Annotated in this window: 21 protein-coding genes; 16 read left to right on the top strand and 5 right to left on the bottom strand. The window is 72.2% G+C overall.

Annotation, left to right across the window (positions count from 1 at the left end; all coding sequences use genetic code 11):
* The first annotated feature begins 8 nt into the window (after nucleotides 1-8).
* From Pflav_RS32050 to Pflav_RS32030, 5 genes are read left to right on the top strand one after another with little or no spacing between them, the layout of a single operon-like run.
* Nucleotides 9-1,199: a CapA family protein gene (locus Pflav_RS32050; protein ID WP_173040542.1), complete on the top strand. Its 1,191-nt coding sequence runs from the start codon at nucleotides 9-11 to the stop codon at nucleotides 1,197-1,199.
* Between the two features lie 30 nt (nucleotides 1,200-1,229).
* Nucleotides 1,230-2,006, top strand: coding sequence for an endonuclease III (nth, locus tag Pflav_RS32045; protein ID WP_269474561.1), 777 nt, complete (start codon nucleotides 1,230-1,232; stop codon nucleotides 2,004-2,006).
* Nucleotides 2,003-2,590 carry a TlpA family protein disulfide reductase gene (locus tag Pflav_RS32040; protein WP_415624353.1) on the top strand — a complete coding sequence of 196 codons (588 nt, stop codon included), beginning with the start codon at nucleotides 2,003-2,005 and terminating at the stop codon, nucleotides 2,588-2,590. Before nth ends, Pflav_RS32040 begins: the two co-directional genes overlap by 4 nt.
* Nucleotides 2,587-3,270 (top strand): NUDIX hydrolase, encoded by a 684-nt coding sequence (locus Pflav_RS32035; RefSeq protein WP_173040540.1) that lies wholly within the window; start codon nucleotides 2,587-2,589, stop codon nucleotides 3,268-3,270. The genes Pflav_RS32040 and Pflav_RS32035 overlap by 4 nt, the downstream gene beginning before the upstream one ends.
* Nucleotides 3,271-3,318: 48 nt before the next feature.
* A complete protein-coding gene (locus Pflav_RS32030) occupies nucleotides 3,319-4,497 on the top strand; it encodes a MarP family serine protease (RefSeq protein WP_173040539.1) in 1,179 nt (392 codons plus the stop codon).
* 3 nt (nucleotides 4,498-4,500) lie between these two features.
* On the opposite strand, the gene mycP is transcribed toward Pflav_RS32030, so the two are convergent.
* Entirely contained in the window at nucleotides 4,501-5,805 is a 1,305-nt protein-coding gene (gene mycP, locus Pflav_RS32025) for a type VII secretion-associated serine protease mycosin (RefSeq protein ID WP_173040538.1), read from the bottom strand.
* A gap of 147 nt (nucleotides 5,806-5,952) precedes the next feature.
* Nucleotides 5,953-9,750, bottom strand: a complete 3,798-nt coding sequence (eccCa, locus tag Pflav_RS32020) for a type VII secretion protein EccCa (RefSeq protein ID WP_173040537.1) — start codon at nucleotides 9,748-9,750, stop codon at nucleotides 5,953-5,955.
* A gap of 71 nt (nucleotides 9,751-9,821) precedes the next feature.
* Between eccCa and eccD the strand changes: the two genes are divergently transcribed.
* Complete coding sequence (gene eccD / locus Pflav_RS32015) at nucleotides 9,822-11,162, top strand: type VII secretion integral membrane protein EccD (protein ID WP_173040536.1); 1,341 nt, start codon at nucleotides 9,822-9,824, stop codon at nucleotides 11,160-11,162.
* 22 nt (nucleotides 11,163-11,184) lie between these two features.
* On the opposite strand, the gene Pflav_RS32010 is transcribed toward eccD, so the two are convergent.
* Nucleotides 11,185-11,691 carry an inorganic diphosphatase gene (locus tag Pflav_RS32010; protein ID WP_173040535.1) on the bottom strand — a complete coding sequence of 169 codons (507 nt, stop codon included), beginning with the start codon at nucleotides 11,689-11,691 and terminating at the stop codon, nucleotides 11,185-11,187.
* A 370-nt stretch (nucleotides 11,692-12,061) separates the two neighbouring features.
* On the opposite strand from Pflav_RS32010, the gene dacB reads away from it, so the two are divergent.
* From dacB to Pflav_RS44185, 6 genes are all read left to right on the top strand, one after another.
* Nucleotides 12,062-13,486, top strand: coding sequence for a D-alanyl-D-alanine carboxypeptidase/D-alanyl-D-alanine endopeptidase (gene dacB / locus Pflav_RS32005; protein ID WP_415624352.1), 1,425 nt, complete (start codon nucleotides 12,062-12,064; stop codon nucleotides 13,484-13,486).
* Nucleotides 13,487-13,504: 18 nt separating this feature from the next.
* Nucleotides 13,505-14,557: a zinc-dependent metalloprotease gene (locus Pflav_RS32000; protein WP_173040534.1), complete on the top strand. Its 1,053-nt coding sequence runs from the start codon at nucleotides 13,505-13,507 to the stop codon at nucleotides 14,555-14,557.
* A gap of 9 nt (nucleotides 14,558-14,566) precedes the next feature.
* A complete protein-coding gene (gene tilS / locus Pflav_RS31995) occupies nucleotides 14,567-15,535 on the top strand; it encodes a tRNA lysidine(34) synthetase TilS (protein ID WP_173040533.1) in 969 nt (322 codons plus the stop codon).
* A gap of 62 nt (nucleotides 15,536-15,597) precedes the next feature.
* Nucleotides 15,598-17,169 carry a gamma-glutamyltransferase family protein gene (locus tag Pflav_RS31990; RefSeq protein WP_197938796.1) on the top strand — a complete coding sequence of 524 codons (1,572 nt, stop codon included), beginning with the start codon at nucleotides 15,598-15,600 and terminating at the stop codon, nucleotides 17,167-17,169.
* 87 nt (nucleotides 17,170-17,256) lie between these two features.
* The gene (locus tag Pflav_RS31985) at nucleotides 17,257-19,638 is read left to right on the top strand and encodes a S8 family serine peptidase (RefSeq protein WP_197938795.1); all 2,382 of its coding nucleotides are present in this window, start codon (nucleotides 17,257-17,259) and stop codon (nucleotides 19,636-19,638) included.
* The gene (locus Pflav_RS44185; RefSeq protein ID WP_197938794.1) at nucleotides 19,596-20,564 is read left to right on the top strand and encodes a hypothetical protein; all 969 of its coding nucleotides are present in this window, start codon (nucleotides 19,596-19,598) and stop codon (nucleotides 20,562-20,564) included. The genes Pflav_RS31985 and Pflav_RS44185 overlap by 43 nt, the downstream gene beginning before the upstream one ends.
* A 7-nt stretch (nucleotides 20,565-20,571) precedes the next feature.
* Here Pflav_RS44185 and Pflav_RS31980 read toward each other — a convergent pair whose 3' ends face one another.
* Nucleotides 20,572-21,534, bottom strand: a complete 963-nt coding sequence (locus Pflav_RS31980; RefSeq protein WP_173040532.1) for a GlxA family transcriptional regulator — start codon at nucleotides 21,532-21,534, stop codon at nucleotides 20,572-20,574.
* A gap of 158 nt (nucleotides 21,535-21,692) precedes the next feature.
* On the opposite strand from Pflav_RS31980, the gene Pflav_RS31975 reads away from it, so the two are divergent.
* The 4 genes from Pflav_RS31975 (at nucleotide 21,693) to folE (ending at nucleotide 25,514) form a co-directional block, all read left to right on the top strand.
* Entirely contained in the window at nucleotides 21,693-21,833 is a 141-nt protein-coding gene (locus Pflav_RS31975) for a hypothetical protein (RefSeq protein WP_173040531.1), read from the top strand.
* 63 nt (nucleotides 21,834-21,896) lie between these two features.
* The gene (gene hpt, locus Pflav_RS31970) at nucleotides 21,897-22,472 is read left to right on the top strand and encodes a hypoxanthine phosphoribosyltransferase (RefSeq protein ID WP_173040530.1); all 576 of its coding nucleotides are present in this window, start codon (nucleotides 21,897-21,899) and stop codon (nucleotides 22,470-22,472) included.
* Between the two features lie 334 nt (nucleotides 22,473-22,806).
* Nucleotides 22,807-24,828, top strand: a complete 2,022-nt coding sequence (gene ftsH / locus Pflav_RS31965; protein ID WP_173040529.1) for an ATP-dependent zinc metalloprotease FtsH — start codon at nucleotides 22,807-22,809, stop codon at nucleotides 24,826-24,828.
* 68 nt (nucleotides 24,829-24,896) lie between these two features.
* A complete protein-coding gene (gene folE, locus Pflav_RS31960) occupies nucleotides 24,897-25,514 on the top strand; it encodes a GTP cyclohydrolase I FolE (RefSeq protein ID WP_173040528.1) in 618 nt (205 codons plus the stop codon).
* 104 nt (nucleotides 25,515-25,618) lie between these two features.
* Here folE and Pflav_RS31955 read toward each other — a convergent pair whose 3' ends face one another.
* Nucleotides 25,619-25,879 (bottom strand): hypothetical protein, encoded by a 261-nt coding sequence (locus tag Pflav_RS31955; protein ID WP_173040527.1) that lies wholly within the window; start codon nucleotides 25,877-25,879, stop codon nucleotides 25,619-25,621.
* Between the last annotated feature and the right edge of the window lie 2 nt (nucleotides 25,880-25,881).

Here is a 25,881-nt window from a genome sequence, read left to right as displayed (position 1 = left end):
GCGGGGCGATGCCTCCTCGACAGCAGTCTTCCGGTGCCGGCCAGCGGCGGCGAAACAGAGCCGCGCGGTCGCTCGCCGTCGTGATCGCGGTCGGGGCCGTGCTGCTCGGCGGCGGCGTGCTCGCGCTCGCCGTGACTGGCGAGTCGCCGCCCGCGCCGCAGTGGCAGGGCAGCGCGCCCAGCGAGCCCTCCGGCCAGGCGGCCGCATCACCCTCCGCCGAGCCTGCCCGCCGTACCATCTCGATGTCCGCGACCGGCGACATCATCATGGGCAACGTGCCGGGCAAGCTCCCGCCCAACGGCGGAAAGGGCTTCTTCGCCGCCGTCCGCGACGTGCTCAAGGCCGACCTCGTGATGGGCAACCTCGAAGAGCCGATCACGGAGGACACCGGCACCGGCAAGTGCGGGCCTTCGTCGAAGAACTGCTTCCAGTACCGGGTGCCGCCGTCGTACGCGGGGCATCTGCGGGACGCCGGGTTCGAGCTGCTCAACCAGGCCAACAACCACGGGCACGACTACGGGCCGGCCGGCTACCGCAATACGCAGCGGGCGCTGGAGGAGTACGGGCTGAAGCACACCGGCGCGCCGGACCAGATCACCGTGATGGACGTCGAGGGCGTTCGGGTGGCGGTGGCTGGCTTCTCCTCGTACCCCTGGTCCAATCCCTTGGTCGACGTGGACGAGGCGGCCAAGGTGGTGGAAAAGGCGGCCGAGCTCGCGGACATCGTGGTCGTGCAGGTGCACATGGGCGCCGAGGGCGCGGCGATGACCCACGTGAAGCCGGGCACCGAGATCTACCTGGGGGAGAATAGGGGCGATCCGATCAAGTTCGGGCACGCGATGATCGACGCGGGCGCCGACCTGATCGTGGGCCACGGGCCGCACGTGCTGCGCGCGATGGAGTTCTACAAGGGCCGGCTGGTGGCGTACAGCCTGGGCAACTTCGCCGGCGGCGCCGGGACGCTCAACAAGTCCGGCGTGCTGGGGCTTGGCGGCGTGCTCAAGGTCTCGCTCGCGGCGGACGGCAGTTGGGGCGGCGGGCAGCTCATCTCGACGTACCTGGACTCCGGTGGCAAGCCGGCGGTCGACGAGGACCACCGTGGTGCCGCCGCGGTGAGCCGCCTCAGCAAATCGGACTTCCCAACCACTGGGGCCACCCTTGACGCGACCGGGAAGATCACTCCGCCGAGGGCCGCCTGAGCTGTCGGTGGGCGGGCGTAGGCTTCGCGCGTGGCCCGTGTTGAGAGTGATCTGTCGCGCAAGCGTCGCGCGCGCAAGATGGGGCGGATTCTGGAGGAGACCCACCCCGACGCGCACTGCGAGCTCGACCACGAGACCCCGCTCCAGCTGGCCGTGGCGACGATCCTTTCCGCGCAGACCACCGACCAGCGGGTCAACGAGGTAACGCCAAAGCTGTTCGCCCGCTACACACGTGCCGCTGACTACGCGGCTGCCAACCGGGCCGAGCTGGAGGAGCTGCTCAAGCCGACCGGCTTCTTCCGCAACAAGACCGACTCACTGATGAAGCTGGGTCAGGCGCTTGTCGAGCGGCACGGTGGCGAGGTGCCTGGCTCGCTCGACGAGCTGGTCAAGCTCCCCGGCATCGGGCGAAAGACAGCGAATGTCATCCTGGGCAACGCCTTCGACGTCCCGGGCATCACGGTCGACACGCATTTCCAGCGGCTCGTGCGGCGGTGGGAGTGGACCGAGGAGAGCGACCCCGTCAAGATCGAGTTTGCCATCGGCGCGCTCTTCGACAAGCGCGACTGGACGATGCTCTCCCACCGCGTGATCTTCCACGGCCGGCGGGTCTGCCACGCCCGCAAGCCGGCCTGCGGCGCCTGCACGCTGGCCAAGCTCTGCCCGTCGTATGGGACGGGACCCACCGAGGCGGCCGCCGCGGCCAAGCTGCTCAAGGGCCCGCGCGCCCAAGAGCTGGCGGTCGCGGCGGGGGTCGACCCGGACCTGGCGCCGGCCAAGGCGATGGTGGCCGCGGACGCCCCGTGAGCCGGATATTGCAAGCGATGGCCGCCGTGCTCGTGCTGGCCGTCGCGGGATGTAGCGGGGCGGACGAGTCGCCGAGCCCTGAGCCGCCAGCGCCGTTCGCCGACTGCGCCGCGCTAGCCGCGCCCCCGCCGTCCGCCGTGCCGGTCGCGCTGGCGGGCGAGGGCGAGCGGCTGCCTGAGCTGACGCTGGCCTGTTTCGCGGGCGGGCCGGATGTGACCCTCAGCGCGATCCGCGGGCCCGCGGTCGTCAACCTTTGGGCGTCCTGGTGCCCGCCCTGCCGGGAGGAGCTGCCCGCGTTCCAGCGCTTCGCCGACCGGGCCGCCGGCAAGGTCACGGTGATCGGGGTCGACACCCGCGACAGCCGGCAGGTGGCGAGCGGCCTCGCTGTCGACCTGGGCTTGCGGTACCCCAACCTCTTCGACCCGTCCGAGCAGCTCCGCGCAAAGCTCGGGGTAGCCGGCCTCCCGGTTACCCTCTTCGTCGACCAAGAGGGGCGGGTGCGGCATCTCTACAACTCGACCGCCCTCGACGACGCCACCCTCGCGGCGCTGGCCGCTAAGCATCTCGGGGTGACCCTGCCGTGAGCGAGCGGGGCGAGAATCATCAGCCGCCCTGGCTGTTGCCGCTGCTCGACCGGCTCGGCACCGCCCGGGTCGAAGACTTCACACGGGTGGCCACCCCGGCGGAAGGCGGCCGGGCCAGCGCGGTGCTCGTCCTCCTGGGCGAGCAGGACGGCGAGCCCGACGTGCTCATGCTCCAGCGGGCCGAGACGCTCCGCAACCATGCCGGCCAGCCAGCCTTCCCGGGCGGGGCGTGCGATCCAGAGGATGCCGACGTCGCCGCGACCGCGCTGCGCGAGGCGGACGAGGAGGTGGGGCTCCAGCCGGAGAGCGTCACCGTGCTCACCCAGCTCCCGCAGCTGTGGATCCCGGTCAGCGACTTCGTGGTGACGCCGGTGCTCGCCTGGTGGCACGCGCCGCACGATGTGCACCCCCGCGCGCCCGAGGAGGTGGCCCGGGTCGCCCGCCTGCCGGTGGCCGAGCTTGTCGACCCGGACAACCGGCTGATGGTGCGGCACCCGAGCGGCTGGTTGGGGCCGGCGTTCCAGGTCCGCGACATGCTGGTCTGGGGCTTCACCGCCGGCGTGCTCTCGGTATTGCTGGAGATGGGTGGCTGGGCCCGCCCCTGGCCGCGCGACCGGATCGCCGATCTGCCAAGGCCCGCACCGGTGCCCGCACCGTCCGCGGGTGACGAGATCAGCTGACGAGGCGAGTCGCACTCGGTGGTGGCCGGGCCCCCGTACCCTTGACGGGTGTCCGCCATCGATGTCGCTCTTGTCCTGCTTATGGTGTTGTTCGCGATCAGTGGATACCGACAGGGCTTCGTGATTGGGGCACTGTCCTTCGCCGGCTTCTTTGGCGGCGCGCTGATCGGTCTCCAGCTCGGCCCACTGGTGGCCCGGCAGTTCGCGGACGACGCCGTGCGCGTCGTCGTGTCGTTGATCGCCATCTTCGGGCTCGCGGTGTTGGGACAGGCGCTGGCTGGCTGGCTTGGCACCCACCTGCGGCACGCCATAACCAGCCCTACTGGACGCAAGCTGGACGACGCGGGTGGCGCGCTCGTATCGGTACTCGCGGTGCTGGTGGTGGCCTGGCTCGTGGCGGTGCCGCTCGGCTCGTCGTCGCTGCCTTGGCTGGCCAGCTCGGTGCGTAACAGCGCGCTGCTGGACGGCGTCAACCGGGTCATGCCCCAGCAGGCCCAAGCCCTCTCCGACGCCCTGCGAAACACGGTGGACACCCGTGGCTTCCCAGAGGTCTTCGGCAACCTGGCACCCACCCGCGCCCGCGAGGTGGCCGCGCCCGACCCGCGGCTGGCCAACTCGCGCGTCGTCGTCAACTCGCGCCAGTCGGTGGTCAAGGTGCTCGGCTCCGCGCGGAGCTGCTCACGGCGTATCGAGGGCTCCGGTTTCGTGTACTCGCCTGAGCGCATCATGACGAATGCCCACGTGGTCGCCGGCACGGAATCGGTGGAGGTGGAGGTCGGCGACGAGCGGCTGGAGGGCCGGGTCACCGTGTACGACCCTGACCGCGACCTCGCCGTCATCTACGTGCCCGGCCTGGAGGCGCCGGTGATGCCGTTCGCGCCGCGCAAGGCGCCGACCAACGCGGACGCGATCGTGCTGGGCTTCCCGCTGGACGGGCCGTACAACGCCCAGTCCGCCCGAGTGCGCGATGTCGGCGACATCACCGGCCCGGACATCTACAACTCGGGTGACGTGACCCGGGAGATCTACACGATCCGGGCGCTGGTGCGCAGCGGCAACTCCGGTGGACCGCTGGTCGCGACCAACGGCCAGGTGCTCGGCGTGATCTTCGCCGCGGCGGCAGACGACCGGAACACCGGCTTTGCGGTCACCGCCCAGGAAGCCGCCCCGGTCGCGACCGCCGGCCAGAGCCGCACCCGCGCGACCACGACCGGCGACTGTACCTAGGTCTCAGGCGCGGGTGCGGCGGCGGACGAGGATCGCGGTGGCGCCCGCTACAAGCATCACCATCAGGCCCAGGCCGATCGCCCAGTCGCGCTCTGAGCGCGAAGACCGGCGCGGCTCCGCATCCCAGTCGGTGTGGATGCCCTGTGCGCGACCGCCGACGGGCTCGTGGGCGCTCGCCGGGCCGGAGGTCGCCGCCGCCACCCCAGGGGCCGGGCCGAAGCCGGCGACACCGTGCGGTGCGTTCGTGTCGAGCGGGTTGCGCGCCACATTGGACACGCCGACAGTGAGGGCGGCGACCGGGTCGACAAGCCCGTACCCGTAGCGGTCGTCGCGGCCGACCGCACCCAGGTCGCTGGCCGTGGTGATCAGCCGGTTGACGACCGCGGCGGCGGGCATCTCGGGCCACTTCGCCCGCACGAGCGCAGCCGTCGCGCTCACCAGCGGGGCGGCGAAGCTTGTGCCCTGCACCTTCCACGTGCCACCCGGTCGGGCGCCGACAAGGCCGGTCGCCGGGGCGGAGAGCACGGTGGCGGAGCCGGTGATCGCACCGGACCAGAGGCCCTCGGAATCACGATCAAGGCCGGTGACGGCGAGGACCCCGGGCTCGCGCGCCGGGTACCACACCTCGGTGGCCGGGCGGCCGGAGGCGGGTGCCGGGTCGGTGGAGTAGTTGCCCGTACAGGCGACCACCACGACGTCCCGGGCGAATGCGTAGTCGAGCGCGGCCGCCAGGGCCGGGCTGGTGCCGCTACCGCCGAGCGACAGGTTGATCACCTCGGCGCCGTTGTCGACCGCCCAGCGCACGCCCTTGGCCACGATCAGCGCGTCGTCGTACCGGTTTTCCGCGTCCAGCACCCGCACCGGCAGGATCTTGGCGTGCGGGGCGAGGCCCATCACGCCGTTGTCGTCGTCATTGCGCCCGGCGATCAGCCCAGCCACCGTGGTGCCGTGACCGACCGGATCGGCGCGGCCGTCGCCGCCCTGGGCGACCATGTCGACGCCGGGTAGCACCTGCCCGGCGAGGTCAGGATGGCCGGCGTCCACACCGGAGTCGATTACGGCGACGGTCACGCCGTCGCCAGTCGAGTGTCGCCAGGCGTGGGTGGCCCGTAGCTCGTTGAGCTGCCACTGCTCCTCACGGACCTGATCGCGCCGCACCAAGCTCGCCGGGGCACCGCCACCGTCGCCGGCAGCCGGGGCCGGAACGGATGCCGGCACTACCGCTGTCGCGCCGATCAGTGCCGCGACAGTCGCCAGCGCCGCCCCGGCGAACCTCGGAGCGGCGCCTCGCTGATGGCGCGAGCTCATGGCAGTGTGGCCTCCAGTTGTGGACAACGAGCCAACCACTGCCGGGTCGCTGTCCCTCTTCCGGGCGCGTTCGTACGACGCAGGTTACCGCGTCGATGTGTCTACTGGGACCATCGTGAAAAGTTCAAGGGACGCCTTTCGGGGGTTTCACCTGATCCCCGCGAGGTATGCGAGCTGCACCAGCCGTACCCCTTCCTTCCGGGTCACCAGCCGGCCACGGCCCGGCGGTAGCGGGCCCGGTCGCACGCTACCCACCAGCGCACCCTCCTCCTGGTCACCGGACATCACCAGCCCGGGAGACGCCAGCTCGCGCAGCCGCTGGATCACCGGCTCGTATAGCGCGCGCGAGGCGCCTCCTGAGCGGCGGGTCAGGATCAGGTGCAGGCCGACGTCGCGTGCCTGGGCGAGGTGCTCGACGAGCGGGAGCAGCGGGTTGACCGGCGCCGCGGCGACGAGGTCGTAGTCGTCGACAAGGACGAACAGCTCCGGCCCGGTCCACCACGACCGGTCGCGCAGCTGCTGCGGCGTGACGTCCGGGCCGGGCAGGCGGCGCCGCATGTACCCGTCGACGGAATCGACAAGCTGGGCGGTGGTGGCAGCGGTGGTGCCGTACCCGATCAGGTGCTCCGAGTCGATCGCGCCGAGCAGGCTGCGCCGGTAGTCGACCAGGATCAGCCGGGCCTCCTCGGGCGTGAAGCGGCGGGTGACCGACGTGGCCAGCGCCCGCAGGAACGACGACTTGCCGCACTCCGCGTCGCCGAAGAGCAGCAGGTGCGGGTCGCTGCCGAAGTCCACCTCTACCGGCCGCAGATCAGCCTCGGCGATCCCGATGGGCAGCCGGAGCCCGGTGTCCCCACCTAGGTCGAGATCGGTGTACGGCAGGACCGGCGGCAGCAGCCGTACGCGCGGCGCGGGCGGCCCGGTCCAGCCGTCCGCGACGGCCCGGACAAGCGCGGCCGGGTCGCCGTCGAGCGCGGAGAGCGCGGGCAGCGCGGTGAGCAGGTGGCGCCCCTCGGCCGTGATGCCGCGCCCGGGCATTTTCTCCGGCACGGTCTGCGCGGCCCGGCGGGATACCAGCGAGTCGGTCGGGTCGCCGAGCCGCAGCTCGACGCGGGAGCCGAAGAGGTCGCGGATCGCCGGGCGGAAGTCGAGCCAGCGGCCGGCCGCCGCCACGACGTGTACACCGTACGAGAGGCCGCGGGTGGCGATGTCGGTGACGAGCGGCTCCAGGTCGTCGTAGTCGCCGCGGAGCGTGGTCCACCCGTCCACGACGAGGAAGACGTGCCCGTCGACCGGCGCGCCCGCCTCCCGCTCGGCCAGGAGGGCGGCGACGTCGCCGACCGTACGGCGTACCGCCTCGGTGTCCAGCCGCCCGGCCACGCCGCCGACATGTGGCAGGTCGCGGAGTGTGGCGAGCGAGCCGCCGCCGAAGTCGAGGCAGTAGACCCGTACCTCGGCGGGTGAATGGGTTAAGGCGAGGCCGCAGATCACCGTGCGGAGGACCGTCGACTTGCCGCTCTGCGGTCCGCCGGCGACGGCCACGTGCCCGGCGGCCCCGTCGAGGGACAGCCACAGCACGTCGCGGCGCTGCTCGAACGGGTTGTCGATCACGGCGACCGGCACCTGGAGCGCGCCGCGCAGGTCGGGGTTGGCGACGGTGAGCCCGCGGGCCGGGTCACTGGCGACCGAGCCGAGCAGCTCGTCCAGCGCGGGCGGGCGGGACAGCGGCGGCAGCCACACCCGGTGGGCCGGCGGCCCCTGCCCAGCCAGCCGCTCGACCAGCAGCTCCAGCAGGCTCGGTCCGGTCTGCACGGGTGGGGCGACCGGGTTGGGCGCGGGAATGTACTGGGTGCTGTACGGCAGCACGCTCGGCCGCCCGGCCCGCGCCACGGGCAGCCGATCGCCGGGGCGGCGGAACGGGCCGGAAACGTACGCCGCCTTGAACCGCACCAGTGGCTCGGTGGCCGCCTTGAGGAAACCGTGCCCGGGTGAGCGGGGCAGCTCGTACGCGTCCGGCACGCCCAGCACCGAGCGCGATTCGAGCGCCGAGAACGTGCGCAGCCCGATCCGGTACGACAGGTGGGTGTCGAGCCCGCGCAGCCGCCCCTCCTCCAGCCGTTGCGAGGCGAGCAGCAGATGTACGCCCAGCGAGCGGCCCAGCCGTCCGATCTGGAGGAACAGCTCGATGAAGTCGGGCTTGGCGGCGAGCAGCTCGGCGAACTCGTCGCACACGACAAGCAACGACGGCAGCCGTGCACCGCCCGCGCGGGCCATCTCGTACTCCCGCAGGCTGGAACAGCCCGCCCGGCGCAGCAACTCCTGGCGGCGCACGATCTCGCCATTCAGCGCGTCGGTCATGCGGTCGACAAGCGGCAGCTCGTCCGCGAGGTTGGTGATCACCGCCGCGGTGTGCGGCAGCCGGTCCAGCGCCGCGAACGTCGCCCCGCCCTTGTAGTCGACCAGCACGAAGTTGAGGTCTTGCGAGGAATGCGTCGCGGCCAGCCCGAGCACGAGGGTCCGTAGCAGCTCGGACTTGCCCGAGCCGGTGGCGCCGATGAGCAGCCCGTGCGGGCCCATGCCGTCCTGCGCCGACTCCTTCAGGTCGAGCTCCACGGGCCGGCCCGCGGGAGTCATGCCGATCGGCACGCGCAGGCGGTCGCGGGCGGCTCGCGGCGGCGGATGCGACCAGCCGCCCTCGGCAGGGTCGCCGAGGCCGAGCAGCTCGGCCAGCGCCGGCTCGGCCGTGGCCGGTGGCTCGTCGGTGTCGGCGGGTGCCGCGAGGCGGTACGGCGCGAGTCGCCGGGCCACCGCCTCCGCCTCGACCACGCTGAGCCCGTCGGCGCGCCCCACCTCGGCCGGGCCGTCGCCGGAGTCGACCAGCAGGTGCCCCGGCTCGCCCACCGCGAGCACCAGCGTCGACTGGTCGAGCAGGCGTGGCGGGGTGCCCTCGAGGTCTAGAAAGGACACTCCGTCGATGCCACCGTCCTGGCTCCAGGTCGCGCCGTCGAGCACGACCACTATCTGCGGCCCCTCGCGCGCGGAGCCACCGCCGAACCGCGACCGGCTCCCCACCACGTCGCCGAGGAGCCGCTCCAGCTCGGCACCGGAGCCGGCCACCAGCCGTACCGGGCCGAGCGCGTCGGTGCGGACCGGGTGCTGGGCATGCGGCAGCCACTTGACCCACTCCCACGCGGTCCGCCGCTCCGGCCCAGCGCAGACGGCGATCCGCAGGTCATCGGGGGCGTGGAAGACAGACAGCTGGACCAGCATCGCGCGGGCCAGTGCGGGTGCGTCACCGCGCAGATAAATGCGGGCGAAGCCGCGCAGCGACAGCGCTACCGGCAGGTCGGGCACCACCGAGTACGTGTCGAGAAAACGCCGCAGCGCGCCGGCCGTCATCGGTTCGAGGTCGGCGGGTGTACCCGTGATCGGCGGCACGAGGGGAGTGGCCAGCGCCTGCGGTCCGGATCCGACGCGTACCACCCCGAAGTCCGGGTCGGTGACCCGCCGCTCCCACAGCCGATGACTGGCCGCTGTGGACCAGAGCTGGCCCGGCTCGGGGTGGCGGTAGTCGAGCCCGGCCCGCTGGCGGACGATCGTGTCGCGGGCGCGGCGGCGGAGTCCGGCCAGGTGGCGTAGGTAGTCGCGGCGGGCAGCCAGCATCTCGGCCTTCTTCGGCGCGCCCGAGCCGCCCCACGAGGCCAGCATCGCGAGGGATGACACGCCGAAGAGCGCGCCCACCACGTACGAATACGGCCCGCCGCCCCGCCCCATCAGCATCGCCATCGCGACACCGCCGCCGAGCATCGGCAGCACCACCATGAGCTGCTGCCAGCGGGCACCCACCACCTGCGGGATCTCCGGCGGCGCCCCCACGTGCAGCTCGCCGGAAGGGATCTCGGGCGCCGGCCGCCGGGCGGACCGTCGCAAAAGGATCGTGGCCACGATGGGTCACCTCCCAACCGCACATAGTAGGTAGAGTGCGACCGTCCATGTGCCCCATTGCGGGAGGACTGATGACCGCAGGACTCGCCCGGGTCACGATCAGTACGCCGCTCCGGCGGCTGGACGTCGCCCTACCCGAGCAGGTGCCGGTGGCCGAGCTGCTGCCGGAGGTGCTCCGGCATGCCGGCGACGGGCTCGCCGACGACGGCGAGCGGCACGGCGGGTGGATCCTGCGCCGCGCGGACGGTGCGGCCTTGTCGGCCGGTCAGGCCCTTCTCCCGCAGGGGGTACGGGACGGCGAGCTCCTCTTCCTGCTGCCCGCGCGGGTCGGGTGGGCCGAGCCGGAGTACGACGACGTGGTGGAGGCGATCGCCGACGGTGCCCGGCGCCGTGGGGCGTCCTGGTCGGCGGACGCCACCCGGGTCGCCGGCCTCGCGGCGGCCGCGGTGCCGCTGGCCCTGGGACTCGCCGCCGCGGTCCGCGCTGCCCCGCAGTGGAATACCGTGCCGCCCGTCGTCGCCGCGCTGCTGCTGGTCGCGGGCGTGGTGGTAGCGCGTTCACGGCAGGACAGCGTGGCCGGCGCGGCCCTCGCCGGGTACGCCCTGCCCTACGCCTTCGCGGCCGGCTCGCTCCTGGCCGGGCCCGAGCGGCCGGCGCAGGCGCTGGCCGGCTCGACGGCGCTGCTCGTGGTGTCCTTCATCGGTGCTGTAGGCGTCGCCGCACACCTGCGCGTGTTTGTCGCCGGCGGCATGGTCGGGCTGCTCGGCGGGCTGACAGCGCTGGCCGCGGTCGGCGGGTTGACGCCGCACGGCGCGGCCGCCGTCCTGCTGGCCCTGCTCGCCTGTGGTGTCGGCGCCCTACCGCTGGTCGCGATCCGCCTCGGCCGGCTGCCGTTGCCGCCAATCACCCCGCTGCCCGGCGACGACGGCCCGGCGCCGCGTCCCCAGCCGGCGGGGGTGGACGCAGCCGTGGGGCGTACCGAGGACGCGCTCACCGGACTGCTGATCGGCCACGCCACGCTCGCCGTCGCGGCCTCCGCGATCCTGGTCGCCACCGGTGGCCTGGCCGGACGGCTGCTGGTCGGGGTCGTGGCGGCCGGCCTGCTGCTGCGGTCCCGGCTCTTCGCCGCGGTGCACCACCGCGTGCCCCTGCTCGCCGCCGGGCTGGGCGGCACGGCGGCCCTCGGCGTCGCCCTGCTGGTGACCACCGGACCGCGGGTGCTCCTCGCCTTCGCCGCTGGTGGCACGTTCGCCGCGCTCACCGTCGTCGCCGCCGGTGTGGCGTACGCGCGCCGGCCGCCCTCGCCCTATCTGGGCCGGGCGGCCGACGTGCTTGACACCGCGCTACTGGTCTGTGTGGTACCCGTCGCCTGTGCGGTGCTCGACCTCTACACCGCCGTCCGCGACCTCTGAGAGGACGGCAGTCGGATATCCGTCAGTGGAACGTCTCACCCTCGGCCGTGGCCTCTTCCGCCCGCCGGTACGAGTTACGGATCTCCGCCTCGGCCTCCGTGCGCCCGACCCAGGTGGCACCCTCGACCGACTTGCCAGGCTCGAGGTCCTTGTAGACCTCGAAGAAGTGCTGGATCTCCAGCCGGTCGAATTCACCCAAATGGTGGATGTCCCGCAGGTGCTCCTGCCGCGGGTCCTCGAACGGGACACACAGCACCTTGTCGTCGCCGCCTTTCTCGTCCTTCATCCGGAACATGCCGATGGTCCGGCACCGGATGAGGCATCCTGGGAAAGTCGGCTCCTGCACCAGTACCAGCGCGTCAAGCGGGTCGCCGTCCGCGCCGAGGGTGCCCTCGATGAAGCCGTAGTCGGCTGGGTACTGCGTCGCGGTGAAAAGCGTGCGATCCAGCCTGATACGGCCGGTGGTGTGGTCCACCTCGTACTTGTTTCGGTGACCTTTAGGGATCTCAACCGTTACGTCGAAATCCATCTCACGCTCCCCAATCTCGCCGCCCAAGTGTCGTGATGTTGCCCATCGGAGATAGGGCTGGCAGACGCCGCATAGTGTTCGGACGCAAGTATCGTCGCCTAGACCGGATTACACGAACGAGGAGGGGCCTGGTGCGGAGGCAAGATTCACAGCACGGGCCTGGAGACGAGACCGTCCGGCTGCCGGTGACGCCGCCCGAGCAGACCCAGACCATCCGGCTTCCCTCGTTCTTCCCACCACCCGTGCCGCCCAAGCCGCAGCAGGCGCCGTCCGCGCCGCCACCGGGCAGGGCCCGCGGCCACCGGCCGGGCAGCCCCCGCAGCCACCGGCTCCCAAGCGCAGGCGCGGGCTGGCCGCGTTCATCGTCGTCGTGCTGCTGCTCGCCGGGCTCGTGGCCGGCGCGGCGATCGTCCGTCCCGGACCGGTCGACGGCTGGATGGGTGGCACCGGCGGCGAGCCGACGCCCTCGCTGGCCGCCGCCGAGCCGCCCGAGCCGCCCCCGTCCCCGGTGCTTGTCGCCTCGGCCACCGACCAGCCGGCGCCGACCGCCGCGGGGGTGAAGGCAGCGCTCGACCCGGTCGTGGCCGCCGCCGGGCTGGGCAGCAGCGTCAACATCTCGGTGGTCGACGCGGCGACCGGTGACCAGCTGTACTCGCGCGGTCCCGACGTAGCCACCGTGCCCGCCTCGACCACGAAGCTGGCCACCGCCGCGGCCGTGCTCTCCGCGCGCGGGCCGGCCTACCGGATCCCGACGCGGGTGGTCGCCGGCGCCAAGCCCGGCGAGGTGGTCATCATCGGCGGCGGCGACGCCACGCTCGCGGCCGGCGCCAGCGGCACCTACCCCGGCGCGGCCCGGCTCGACCAGCTCGCCAAGCAGGTCAAGGCCGCGCTCGGCGGCGCCGCGCCGACCCGGGTCGTGGTCGACTCGACGTTGTTCCCCGGTCCGGCGTTCGAGCCGAGCTGGGACCCGGACGTGCCGACCGGCGGCTTCGGCGCGGCGATGACCGCGCTGATGATCAACGGTGCGCGGGTCAACCCCAAGATCACCCACGGGTACGCCGAGCGTTACCCGCAGCCCGACCTCGTCGCTGGCCAGGCGTTCGCTCGCGCACTGGGGCTGAAGGCGTCGGCGGTGGCCCGCGGCAAGGCCCCGACCGACGCGGCGGCCGGTGCCAGCGCGCCGCCAAGCGCAGCGGCCGGCAGCGCCCCAGCACCCGGCACCGAGCTGGGCAAGGTCGAGTCGCCCCCGGTCCTCCGGCTTGTCGAGATCATGCTGGTCGACAGCGACAACGTGGTGGCCGAGTCGCTCGCCCGCCAGGTCGCGCTCGCCAAGGACCAGCCGGCGTCGTTCGCGGGCGGGGCGGCCGCCACGAAGGCGGTACTCGCGGATCTCGGCCTGCCCGCCGCGGAGATCACCCTTTCGGACGGCAGCGGCCTGTCCCGGAAGAACCGCCTCACCCCCTCCGTCCTCACCGACGTGCTACGGCTCGCGGCCGGCGACCAGCACCCGGAGCTCGCCGGCCTGATGGCCGGCCTGCCGGTCGCCGCCTGGTCGGGCACGCTCCGCGAGCGCTACCGCAGCCCGGCCGCCAAGAACGTGGCGGGCGCCGGCGTGGTTCGGGCCAAGACCGGCACGCTCACCGGGATCAACGCCATCTCCGGTGTGGTGACCACCGCCGACGGCCGCCTACTGGCCTTCGCCGTGCTGGCCGACAAGGTGACGGCCGGCGCGGACCGCGCCGAGACCGGCCTCGACAAGATCACCGCAACGCTGGCCGGATGCGGGTGCGCCTAGCCCGGGTACCTTGGGATGATGGCGCAGTTCGTGGACTGGGACCTGGCCGCCGCCACCGCGGGCGCGCTGGGCAAAGCGGGCCCAAGAGTCTCGTATGACGAGGCCACCGACGTGGTGGCGGATCTACGGCGGCTCACCGACGAGGCGGCCGAGATCGTCGCCTCCTACACGGGACTGCGATCCCAGGTCTCCCACCCTCCGGTGCAGGTCGTCGACCGCAAAGACTGGGCGGCGATCAACATTGCCGGGCTCCGTGAGGTGGTCACCCCGCTGGTGAGCCGGCTCGCCGGCGACAAGCAGCCCGGCGCGTTCACCGACGCGATCGGCTCGCGCCTCACCGGTGTCCAGGCCGGCACAGTGCTCGCCTACCTTTCCGGCCGGGTCCTCGGGCAGTACGAGGTCTTTTCCTCCGACCCAGGCCAGCTGCTCCTGGTCGCGCCCAACATCGTCGAGGTGGAGCAGAAGCTCCAGGCGGACTCGCGCGACTTCCGGCTGTGGGTCTGCCTGCACGAGGTCACGCACCGCACTCAGTTCACCGCCGTGCCGTGGATGCGCGGCCACTTCTTCGGCGAGGTGCAGGCGTTCGTCGATGCCTCGCAGGCCGGCAGCGAGCACTTCCTGGAGCGGATCCGGCGCAGCGTGGCCACCCTCTCGGACGCCGTGCGCAACCCGGACAGCCGGGTCAGCGTGCTCGACATCGTGCAGACGCCCGGTCAGCGTGCGGTGCTCGACCGGCTGACCGCCATGATGACGCTGCTGGAGGGACACGCCGAGTTCGTGATGGACGGCGTGGGCCCCGAGGTGATCCCGAGCGTCGACCAGATCCGAGCCAGGTTCAACCGCCGTCGCGAGGCGGGCTCTCCCCTGGAGAAGGCGATCCGCAAGCTCCTCGGCGTCGACGTGAAGATGCGGCAGTACGCGGAGGGGCGCAAGTTCGTGCACGGCGTTGTCGAGCGGGTCGGCATGGCCGGGTTCAACAAGGTCTTCAGCTCGCCGCTCACCCTGCCCCGCGTCGAGGAGCTGGGCGACCCGGACGCCTGGGTGGCGCGGGTCCACCCGCAGGCCGGCTGACACAGGTACATGGCCGCGCTCGCGCCTCCGGTCGCCGCCGTCCGTACGGCTGTCCGGCACGCGTTGCGCGGCCTCGACGGGACCGTGCTGGTCGCCTGCTCCGGCGGCGCTGACTCCCTGGCCCTCGCGGCGGCGGTGGCGTTCGTCGCCCCCCGCGCGGGGCTGGTGGCCGGCCTTGTGACCGTCGACCACGGGCTTCAGGCGGGCTCGGCCGAGCGGGCCACGGCCGTGGCGTCGTGGGCGGTTTCGGCCGGCCTGACGCCGGTGGAGGTCGCGACCGTCGTCGTGTCCGGCGAGGGCAGCCCGGAGGCGGCCGCCCGCGACGCGCGGTACGAGGCGCTGGTGGCCGCGGCTACCCGGCTGGGGGCGAGCGCGGTACTGCTCGGGCACACCCGCGACGACCAAGCCGAGACGGTGCTGCTCGCGCTGGCGCGGGGGTCCGGTCCCCGCGGGATGGCCGGCATGCCACGCCGGCGGGACGTGGACGGGGTGGCGCTGCTGCGCCCGCTGCTCGACGTGTCCCGGGAGGAGACCCGCAAGGCCTGCGCCGCGCTGGGCCTCAGCCCGTGGGACGACCCGCACAACGCCGACCCCGCGTATGCGCGGGCCCGGGTCCGGTCCACCGTGCTCCCCGTGCTGACCGAGGCGCTCGGCGCGGGCGTTGTCGACAACCTGGCCCGTACCGCCCACCTGCTCGCCACCGACGCCGCCGCGCTGGACGAGATCGCCACGGCCGCGCTGGAAGGGGCCCGGCGCCCGGACGGCGCGCTCGACGTGACCGCGCTGGAGCGGCTGCCCGACGCCGTGCGTACCCGTGTGCTGCACGCCTGGGCCCGCGAGCGCGGCGCCCGGCCCGCGGCGCTCTCCCACCGGCACGTCGCGGCGCTTGACGCGCTCGTCACCGCCTGGCGCGGCCAGGGTCCGGTCCACCTGCCCGGTGGCCTCCCGGTAGCCAGGCGGGGCACCCTACTCAGGTGAGTGCGCGTGGGCAGCGGGTGCCTGCCCACGACGACGGCGAGCGAACGAACCCAGGAGCCGCAGTGACCCTTCACCGCCACAAGCCGCTGTACGCCCCGCGCGGCGCCGTCGCCACCAGCCAGCCGCTCGCCGCGTCGGCCGGCCTCGACGTGCTCCGCCGCGGCGGCAACGCGGTCGACGCCGCGATCGCCGCCGCTGTCGCGCTGACCGTCGTCCAGCCGGGCTCCAACGACATCGGCGGCGACCTCTTCGCGATCGTGTGGGACGGCTCCCGCCCGCACGGTCTCAACGCCTCCGGCCGCTCGCCCGCCACCCTCACACCGGACCGCGTGCCGGGCGGCATGCCCGAGCGGGGATGGCTGCCGGTGACCGTGCCAGGCGCCCCGGCCGGCTGGCGCGATCTGCACGCCCGCTTCGGCGCGCTGCCCTTCGCCGACCTCTTCACCGACGCGATCGCGTACGCCGAGCGTGGCTACCCTGTCTCGCCCGAGGTCGCCCGCGCCTGGGATCGCTCGGTGGCCCAGTACGCGTGCCTGCACGGCGAGGAGTACGCCGAGTGGGGTCGGATCTTCACCGTCGACGGTGGGCGTGCGCCGCGGGCTGGGGAGCGCTGGGCCAACCCGGGAGCGGCACGCACGCTGCGGCTGATCGCGGAGACCGGCGCCAGCGCGTTCTACACCGGCGAGGTCGCGTCCGCCCTGGCCGAGCATGCCGCGCGGACCGGTGGGCTGGTCACTGTGGACGACTTGGCCGCACACACGTCCACCTGGGTCGAGCCGATCTCTGTCGGCTACCGGGGCCACGAGGTGTGGGAGCTGCCGCCGAATGGGCAGGGCGTGGCCGCGCTCATCGCGCTCGGCATCCTGGACGGCGTCGACCTGGCCGCGCTGCCACCCGCCGAGCGCCTGCACTGGCAGATCGAGGCGATGAAGCTCGGCTTCGCGGACGCGTTCGAGTATGTGGCCGACCCCGATCGCGTCTTGGTGCCGCCGGCCGCGCTGCTCACGCCGAGGTACCTGGCCACCCGCCGGTCCGAGATCGGCGAGAAGGCAGCGGTACCGGCGCCCGGCGACCCGGCCCGCGGCGGCACCGTGTACCTCTGCACAGCCGACGCGGGCGGGCTGATGGTCAGCCTCATCCAGTCCAACTACATGGGATTCGGGTCGTTCGTCGCGGTACCCGGCTACGGCTTCGGCCTCCAGAACCGCGGCCTCGGCTTCCGCCCCGAGCCAGACCATCCGAACGGGATCGGGCCGAGCCGGCGGCCGTTCCACACGATCATCCCGGGCTTCCTGACCCGGGACGGCGTGCCGGTCGGACCGTTCGGCGTGATGGGCGGGCACATGCAGCCGCAGGGCCACCTCCAGGTGATCGCGTCCACGGTGGACGGGCTGGACCCGCAGGCGGCACTCGGGGCACCTCGCTGGTACTGGCAGACGGGACGAGCGGTGCTCATCGAGGACGGGCTCGCGGACGCCGCCGCACTGTCCGACCTGGAGCGCCGCGGGCACCAGCTCACCGTCGGCCGCGAGCCCTCCGCGTTCGGGTACGGCCAGGCGATCTGGCGCTTGCCCGACGGCGGGTACGTGGCCGGCTCGGAGCCGCGGGCGGACGGCAGCGCTGTCGGGTATTAAGCCGTTGGCGTCTTTCCTGTTTCCCGAGGCTCGTGAAACGATGCCGTAACCCTTTGTCAGCGAAAGGGGCGGGAGGGGCAGCGGGGGATGCGTCGACGTAAATGGTTCCGGGCAGTCGTCGCGGTGGCCCTCGTGCCGCCGCTCGCCGGGGCCGCTCCCGCCTACGCCGCGCCGGGTCCACTCACCGCGACCGCGATCCAGCCGAGCGGCCGGGTCACCGCGGACATCGCACCGACAAGCCGCCTCGCCAAGACCGATTCCACCCTGCTCGGGCGCGAGGGCTCCGAGCGGGTGCCGGTGGTCGTCAAGCTCGACCACGACCCCCTCGCCACGTATGCGGGCGGGGTCGCCGGCTTCACCGCCACCAGCCCGTCCCGCACCGGTGCCAAGCTGGCCCGCGGTGCCGCCGAGCGGTCCTACGAGGACTATCTGGCCGCCCGCGAGGAGCGGTTCATCGCCGACCTGGCCGAGCGGGTGCCCGGCGCCGAGGTGCGGCAGCGGCTCCGCGTGGTGTACGGCGGCGTGTCCGCCACCGTGCCGGCCAACAAGATCGCCGACGTGCTCGCGATCGACGGCGTGGTGGCCGTGCAGCGCGACGACGACCTGCGGCAGCCGCTCACCGACGCGAGCACCACACTCATCGGCGCCGGCAGCGTGTACCCGAAGGTCGGCGGCGACCGCAACGCCGGTCGCGGCGCGCTCGTCGGCGTGATCGACACGGGCGCCTGGCCGGAGCACCCGTCCTTCGAGGACCAGGGCAACCTCGGCGCTCCGCCATCGCGTGCCGACGGCTCGGTGCGCCCTTGTGATTTCGGCGACAACCCGCTGACGCCCGCCCCCGATCCGTTCCAGTGCGGCAAGAAGCTGATCGGCGGCGCGACGTTCCTGGAGACGTACCTGTCGCGGCACGACGGCGAGGACTACACGGCGGCCCGGGACAGCAGCGGCCACGGCACCCACACCGCCTCGACCGCGGCCGGCAATGTGCTGACCTCGGCCAAGCTCTTCGGCATCGAGCGGGGCCCGGTGCGGGGCGTGGCGCCCGGCGCGTGGATCTCGGTGTACAAGGCGCTCGGCGAGGCGGGCGGCTACGGCTCGGATATCACCCGCGCGGTCGGCCAGGCCGTCTTCGACGGTGTCGACGTGCTCAACTACTCGGTGTCCGGCGGCACCGACCCGTACACCGACCCGGTCGAGCTCGCCTTCCTCGACGCGTACGCGGCGGGCGTCTTCGTCGCGGCCTCGGCTGGCAACTCTGGCCCGGGCGCGGCCACGGTCAACCACACCTCGCCCTGGGTCACCACGGTCGGCGCCTCCACCGGCACCCGCGACTACAACGCCACGCTCCAGTTGCGCGCCGGCACCCAGCAGCTCACGCTCAAGGGCGCCTCGGTCACCACGGGAGTGGACGAGGACACGCCGGTCGTGCTGGCCGGCTCCGTCCCTGGGTACAGCGGCGGCGCGCTCTGCGAGACCCCTGCGCAGCGGGGTGCCTTCACCGGCAAGATCGTGGCCTGCCAGCGTGGCGGCAACGCCCGCGCGGCCAAGGGCTACAACGTCGTGCAGGGTGGCGCGGTCGGCATGATCCTCTACAACCCGTCGCTCGCCGACGTGGAGACCGACAGCCACTGGCTCCCCACTGTCCACCTCGCGGACGGCAGCCGGTTCAGCGCGTTCATGGCGGCGAACCCGACGGCGACCGCGACGTTCAGCGGCGGGCGGTCGGAGCGTGGCACCGCGGACGTGCTCGCTCCGTTCTCCGCGCGCGGGCCGGCCGGGTCGGCCCTCAAGCCCGACCTCACCGCGCCGGGCGTCGCGGTCCTTGCCGGCCACACGGCCAAGCCGGGCGCGGCCGAGGGCGGTCCGCCGGGCGAGCTCTTTCAAGCCATCGGCGGTACCTCGATGGCCGCGCCGCACGTCGCCGGCTCGGCGGTACTGCTGAAGTCCCTGCACCGCGACTGGACGCCCGGCCAGGTCAAGTCGGCCCTGATGACCACCGCGCGTACGGCCGTGCGCATGGAGGACGGCAAGACCTGGGCCGGCCCGTACGACCGGGGCAGTGGCCGGGTCGACCTGGCGGTGGCCGGGGAGCCGGGGCTGACGTTCGACGAGTCGGCCGGCCGGATGCTCGCGCTGGGCGCAGACCCGGCGGGCGCGGTGCACCTCAACCTCCCGTCCGTGTCCGCGCCGGCGATGTCCGGCCAGCTCACCACCGTCCGTACCGCCAAGAACGTGACCAAGCTGGCCCAGGCGTACCGGGTGTCGGTGAGCGCGCCGGCGAAGAGCCGCATCACGGTCACGCCGAGCGCGTTCACTGTCGCGCCCGGCAAGTCGATCGACCTGCGGATCACGATCACGTCCAGCGCGCCCGAGCGCCCGCTCGCCGGCGAGATCCGCCTCGACCCCACCCGCCCGGGCTGCCCACGTTGCGCCTGCCGGTCGGGTTCACCCCGAAGGCGGGCAACGTGACGCTGGCCAGCGACTGCCTCTCCACCGGGGTGCGGTGGCAGTCGTACACGTCCTGCACGATCACCGCCCGGAACACCTCGCTCGCCGACGCCACGGTCGACCTGGAGACGGTGGTCGACCAGCACCTCACCGTCAGCGGGGTGGCCGGCGCGACGAAGACCGGGGCCCGCTCGGTCGTGCGGCGCGGCCTCGTCGTGCCCGGCGCCCGCCCGGGTACCCCCACGCTCAAGCCCGCCACAAGTTCCGGCTACCGCCCGCTCGCCCAGTACGGCGTGGTGCCCACCAAGGTCGGCGACCGGGACCTGGTGACGTACGACGTGCCGGAGTTCGTCTACGGCGGTACGGCGTACCGGTCGATCGGCGTGGACGTCAACGGCTACCTGGTCGTGGGCGACGCGGCCGGTGCCGCCGGTGCCCTGCCCGGACGGCTGCCCGACCCGGCCGGACCCAACAACGTGCTCGCGCCGTTCTGGACCGACCTCGACGGCAGCCGCGACGAGGGCATCCGCGTGGCCCAGCTGACCGACGGCGTCTCCACCTGGGTCGTGGTCGAGTGGCAGGTGGATGCGGTCGGTACCGACGACAACCGCCATTTCCAGGTGTGGCTCGGCACCAACCGGGTGGAGGACGTCGTCTTCGCGTACGACCCGGCCGCGCTGCCCCAGGCGCCTTCCGGCCGGCCCGTGCTCGTCGGGGCGGAGAACGCCGACGGGAGCGCCGGTCAGCTGGCCGGCAAGCTCCCGACCGGAGACCTGCGGGTCGCCAGCACGCTGCCCGCCACCGCGTCGTACTCGGTGCAGGTGACCGGCGCGCTGACCGGCTCCGGCCGGATCGCCACCCGGCTGACCGCCTCCACGGTGCCCAGCACTTCCGTGGCCGCGACGGACATCAAGGTGGTGCTGCCCTCCAGCGGCTGGCGCCCCTGAGCCGCCCTCAGCTCGCCGGCTCGCGCTCGCGGAACGTCGTCCGATAGGCCTGCGGGGTCGCGCCCACGCGGCGGGTGAAGTGGTGGCGCATCGTGGCCGTGTCGCCGAAGCCGGCGCGGGTGGCGATCGCCTCGACGCCCAGGTCGGTGTCCTCCAGCAGCCGGCGGGCCAGTAGCACCCGCTGGTTGGTCAGCCAGTCGTGCGGGGTGGTGCCGGTCTCGGCCCGGAAGCGGCGGGCGAACGTGCGCGGTGCCATGTGCGCCCGCGTGGCCAGCTCGTCGACCGTGACCGACCGGTCGAGGTGGGTCATCAGCCAGGTCAGCACGGGCTCCAGGGTGGGCGCCTCCGGTGTCTTGGGCATCGGTGCCTCGACATACTGCCGCTGGCCGCCGTCGCGGTGCGGCGGCACCACCATGCGGCGGGCCAGCTTGGTGGCCAGCGCCGAGCCGTGCTCCTGGCGCACAAGGTGCAGGGCCGCGTCGATTCCCGCGGCGGTACCGGCGCTGGTGAGCAGGTTGCCGTCCTGCACGTACAGCGAGTCGCAGTGCACCCGCGCCTTCGGGAAGCGCTCCTGTAGCTGGTCGACGTGCCGCCAGTGCGTGGTGCACTCCCGCCCGTCGAGCAGCCCGGCCTCGCCCAGCACGAAGGAGCCGGAGCAGACACTCATCACGTACGCCCCGCGCGCGTCCGCCCGGCGCAGCACGTCGAGCACGTCCGGCGGGATGAGGAAGCCTTCGCGGTGCGCGGGCACCGCGACAAGGTCGGCGGTCTCCACCGGGGTCAGGTCGGCGGCCGGCGAGATCTGGAAGCCCGACCTGGTGCTCACCGGCTTGCCGTCCGAACTGCACACGTCAAAGCGGTAGCTGGGGAAACCGTCGTCGGTCCGGTCGGTGCCGAAGACCTCGCAGAGCACGCCCAGCTCGAAGGCGGCGACCCCATCGGACACGATGACGGCGACGTTGCGAAGCATGCGGACAGCCTACTCCTGACTTGGCAGGATTTTAAGGGTCAATGGCATCGCTGCCACTGGGCCCCTAGGTGCGTACGGCGGAAACTACTTATAGACGTCCGGTGCGCACCGGCGGCAAACCTCAAAAGCGCCAAATCCTTCGGGAAGGTTGAGCCGCCATGGAACTCTTCGTACTCCTTCTGTTCTTCGTCGTCCTCGCGATCGCATCGATCTTCGGCTGGACCAGTGACAGCCGCGACTCCGCGGACTGGAAGCCCTCCGAAAGCGGGCGCCGCCGCAGTCGGCTCCGGCTGCTCTAACCCGCGGAAACGTGGCCCTGACCCCGGCGACGGATCATGAGCCGCATACGGCAGTCTTAGGCCATGACCGACGGCTGCTGGTACGACGCCGACATCGATCGAGTGATCATCACCGAGGCGCAGATCCGAGAAAAAACCGCAGAGCTGGCCAAGCAGGTGTCCGCCGACTACGCATCGGTCGAAGACGGACTCCTGCTTGTCTGCGTGCTCAAGGGCGCCGTGATGTTCATGGCTGACTTCGCCCGCGCGCTGGGCCGGCACGGTCCCGCCGCCGAGCTTGAGTTCATGGCCGTCTCCTCCTACGGCCAGGGCACCACGTCGTCGGGTGTCGTACGCATCCTCAAGGACCTCGACCGCGACATCGCCGGGCGGCACGTGATCGTGGTGGAGGACATCGTCGACTCCGGCCTGACCCTCTCCTGGCTGCTCCGGTACCTGGCCTCCCGCAAGGCGACAAGTGTCGAGGTCGTGACGCTGCTGCGGAAGCCGGAGGCGGTGAAGGTGTCGATCCCGGTCAAGTACGTCGGCTTCGACATCCCGAACGAGTTCGTGGTCGGCTATGGCCTCGACTTTGCCGAGCGCTACCGCGAACTGCCCTATGTGGGCGTCCTCAAGCCCGAGGTGTACGCCCGCCCTTAGTCCCGTCGCTGGCCAGATGTCCACCTGGACATGAACGCACAGCCTACTCTCAGGGAACGTCCCTACCTGGGAAAATGCTCGCGGGGGTGGCGACGTTGCGCCTCGTTTGCGCAGTTTGCTAGGGCGGCGCCTGATCCGGGAGCCGCAGCGTGCCCTGCGGGGTGTACCTTCGAATGACCGATGGCATGGCTCGTCGGCGCTGAGGCGAACACCATGAGTGAGTGTCGCGATCGCCGACGGGGCGGTCGCGGCGGTCGCGATCTTGCGGCACACGTAATCAGACGGTCAGGACGTCGATCAGGAGGGTCCGGGCGCCACGGCGCTCGACAACAGTATGGAACGTACGCGTTTCTTCCGCCGCCCGGTGGTCTGGATCATCCTGGTGATCATCGGTGCGATTGCGCTCAGCTCGTTCTTCACCAGCGGCCCGAGCTACCACAAGGTCGACACCTCGGTGGCGCTCCAGCAGCTCAACCAGACGGGCGGCATAAAGAAGGCTGTCTTCAAGGACAAGGAGCAGACGCTCCAGCTCGACCTGCAAAACCGGGCGAAGTTCGGTGACACCGAGACCGACAAGATCCAGGCGCAGTTCCCGTACGAGGTCGGCGACGACATCTGGAACGACGTCCTCGAGGCGCAGAGCGCGGGTCGGATCCAGGGTCCGGTCAACACCGAGGTGTCTGAAGACAGCGTCTTCCTTACTCTGCTGGTCAACCTGCTGCCGATCGCCGTCCTCGTGATCCTGCTCCTGCTCTTCATGTCGCAGATGCAGGGCGGCGGCTCCCGGGTGCTCAACTTCGGCAAGTCCAAGGCGAAGATGATCACCAAGGACACGCCGAAGACCACGTTCGCCGACGTGGCCGGCGCCGAGGAGGCCGTCGAGGAGCTGCACGAGATCAAGGACTTCCTGCAGAACCCGGCCAAGTACCAGGCGCTCGGCGCCAAGATCCCGAAGGGCGTGCTGCTCTTCGGCCCGCCCGGTACCGGCAAGACCCTGCTGGCCCGCGCGGTCGCCGGCGAGGCGGGCGTGCCGTTCTACTCGATCTCCGGTTCCGACTTCGTCGAGATGTTCGTCGGTGTCGGCGCCTCCCGGGTCCGTGACCTGTTCGAGCAGGCCAAGTCCAACGCCCCCGCGATCGTCTTCGTCGACGAGATCGACGCCGTCGGCCGCCACCGCGGCGCCGGCATGGGCGGCGGTCACGACGAGCGCGAGCAGACGCTCAACCAGCTCCTGGTCGAGATGGACGGCTTCGACACCAAGGGCGGCGTCATCCTGATCGCCGCCACCAACCGGCCCGACATCCTCGACCCGGCCCTGCTGCGCCCCGGCCGCTTCGACCGCCAGATCGCCGTCGACACCCCGGACATGGAGGGCCGCAAGGCGATCCTGCGGGTGCACGCCAAGGGCAAGCCGTTCACGCCGGACGTCGACCTCGACGCGGTGGCCCGCCGTACGCCGGGCTTCACCGGTGCCGACCTGGCCAACGTGATCAACGAGGCCGCGCTGCTGACCGCCCGCCACGACAAGCGCGCGATCACCAACGACAACCTTGAGGAGTCGATCGACCGCGTGGTGGCCGGCCCGCAGCGCCGCACCCGGGTGATGAGCGACAACGAAAAGAAGATCACCGCGTACCACGAGGGCGGGCACGCGCTTGTCGCGTACGCGCTGCCGCACTCCGCTCCGGTGCACAAGGTGACGATCCTGTCCCGTGGTCGCTCGCTGGGTCACACGCTGGTCCTCCCGACCGAGGACAAGTACACCCAGACCCGCGCCGAGATGATCGACACGCTGGCGTACGCGCTGGGTGGCCGGGCGGCTGAGGAGCTTGTCTTCCACGAGCCGACCACCGGCGCCGGCAACGACATCGAAAAGGCCACCGCGCTGGCCCGGGCGATGATCACGCAGTACGGCATGAGCTCCAAGCTCGGCGCGGTCAAGTACGGCACGAGCGGCGACGAGCCGTTCCTCGGCCGGACGATGGGCCACGAGAAGGACTACTCCGACGCGGTGGCCGCCGAGATCGACGCCGAGGTGCGGGCGCTGATCGAGCTGGCACACGACGAGGCGTGGGAGATCCTGGTCGAGTACCGCGACGTGCTGGACAACCTCGTGCTGGAGCTGATGGAGAAGGAGACCATCTCCCAGAGCGACATGTCCCGCATCTGCGCCCGCGTGGTCAAGCGCCCGCCGATGGCACCGTACAACGGCTTCGGCAAGCGCCAGCCCTCCAACGAGCCGCCGGTGCTCACGCCGGGCGAGAAGGATGCGCTGAAGGCCCAGGCCCAGGCCGACGGCGCGCAGGCGACGGTCGGGGGCGGGGCGTCGCCCAACTCCTCGGACGGCGCCCACTGAACGGCAGGTCTGATTCCGGGGCGTCGTCGACCGAGCCTGATGGCGACGGCGACGACGCCCTGGACTATTTGGCGGCCCGGCTGGTCGACGGCAAGCTGACCGGCCGGCCCGTCGAGGAAGCGGTCGACCTCGGCAGGATCGAAAAGGCCGTACGCGAGATCCTGATCGCCGTCGGTGAAGATCCCGACCGGGACGGCCTGCAGCGTACGCCGGCCCGGGTCGCGCGGGCCTACGCAGAGCTTTTCGCCGGCCTCCGGGTCGATCCCGCGCAGGTGCTCACCACCACGTTCGAGGCCAACCACGAGGAGCTGGTGCTGGTCCGCGACATCGGGGTGATGTCGCTGTGCGAGCACCACCTACTGCCCTTCTGGGGCGTCGCGCACATCGGCTACATCCCCGGCGAAGACGGCCGGATCACCGGCCTATCCAAGCTCGCCCGGCTCGTCGAGGTGTACGCCCGACGCCCGCAGGTGCAGGAGCGGCTGACCTCGCAGATCGCCGACCTGCTGATGGAAAAGCTCCAGCCGCGCGGCGTGATCGCGGTGCTGGAGTGCGAGCACATGTGCATGGCGATGCGGGGCATCCAAAAGGCCGGCGCGAAGACCATCACCTCGGCCGTGCGCGGCCTCTTCCAGCGCGATGCCAAGTCCCGCTCCGAGGCGATGACCCTCATCATCGCGGGCTGAGCCCCGCCTGTTTCCAAACCCGAGAAAGATTTGAGTCTTCGTCAGGCATTGAGCCCGCAGCCACCATTGTGGACGGACCCAGTGACGCCGACTCCCGAAAGTCTCTAGATGATCGCGCGGAAGCGGTCGGCGGAGTCGATGGCGCCTCGGGCCAGGGTATGCGCCTCGTCCAGCCGCTGCTTCGCCTGCTCGAGCCGGGAGATCGCGTCCAGCACCGTCGGGTGCACCGCGCCCACGGCGGTGAGCCGCAGCCGCGCCAGCGCCTCGTCGAGCTGGTCCGTCACCCCGCGCAGGCTGGCCATCGCCCGGCTGGTCTGGTCGACCGACGCCGACACCTGCGCCTTGACCTCTTCGACACTCGGCATGG

The sequence above is a fragment of the Phytohabitans flavus genome, from assembly GCF_011764545.1.
In the GTDB taxonomy this organism is placed as follows: Bacteria; Actinomycetota; Actinomycetes; order Mycobacteriales; family Micromonosporaceae; genus Phytohabitans; species Phytohabitans flavus.
The sequence above is the reverse complement of the archived record's forward strand: the minus strand, read 5'-3'. Positions and strand labels throughout refer to the sequence as shown.

Bases quoted from the DNA above. Each gene is read 5' to 3' on its own strand.
- tilS (WP_173040533.1), top strand. From the start codon at position 14,567: ATGGCCGCGCTCGCGCCTCCGGTCGCCGCCGTCCGTACGGCTGTCCGG.
- Pflav_RS32010 (WP_173040535.1), bottom strand. From the start codon at position 11,691: ATGGATTTCGACGTAACGGTTGAGATCCCTAAAGGTCACCGAAACAAG.
- Pflav_RS31955 (WP_173040527.1), bottom strand. From the start codon at position 25,879: ATGCCGAGTGTCGAAGAGGTCAAGGCGCAGGTGTCGGCGTCGGTCGAC.
- eccD (WP_173040536.1), top strand. From the start codon at position 9,822: ATGACCGCAGGACTCGCCCGGGTCACGATCAGTACGCCGCTCCGGCGG.
- hpt (WP_173040530.1), top strand. From the start codon at position 21,897: ATGACCGACGGCTGCTGGTACGACGCCGACATCGATCGAGTGATCATC.
- Pflav_RS32000 (WP_173040534.1), top strand. From the start codon at position 13,505: ATGGCGCAGTTCGTGGACTGGGACCTGGCCGCCGCCACCGCGGGCGCG.
- Pflav_RS31980 (WP_173040532.1), bottom strand. From the start codon at position 21,534: ATGCTTCGCAACGTCGCCGTCATCGTGTCCGATGGGGTCGCCGCCTTC.
- Pflav_RS32050 (WP_173040542.1), top strand. From the start codon at position 9: ATGCCTCCTCGACAGCAGTCTTCCGGTGCCGGCCAGCGGCGGCGAAAC.
- ftsH (WP_173040529.1), top strand. From the start codon at position 22,807: ATGGAACGTACGCGTTTCTTCCGCCGCCCGGTGGTCTGGATCATCCTG.
- Pflav_RS31985 (WP_197938795.1), top strand. From the start codon at position 17,257: ATGCGTCGACGTAAATGGTTCCGGGCAGTCGTCGCGGTGGCCCTCGTG.
- mycP (WP_173040538.1), bottom strand. From the start codon at position 5,805: ATGAGCTCGCGCCATCAGCGAGGCGCCGCTCCGAGGTTCGCCGGGGCG.
- Pflav_RS31975 (WP_173040531.1), top strand. From the start codon at position 21,693: ATGGAACTCTTCGTACTCCTTCTGTTCTTCGTCGTCCTCGCGATCGCA.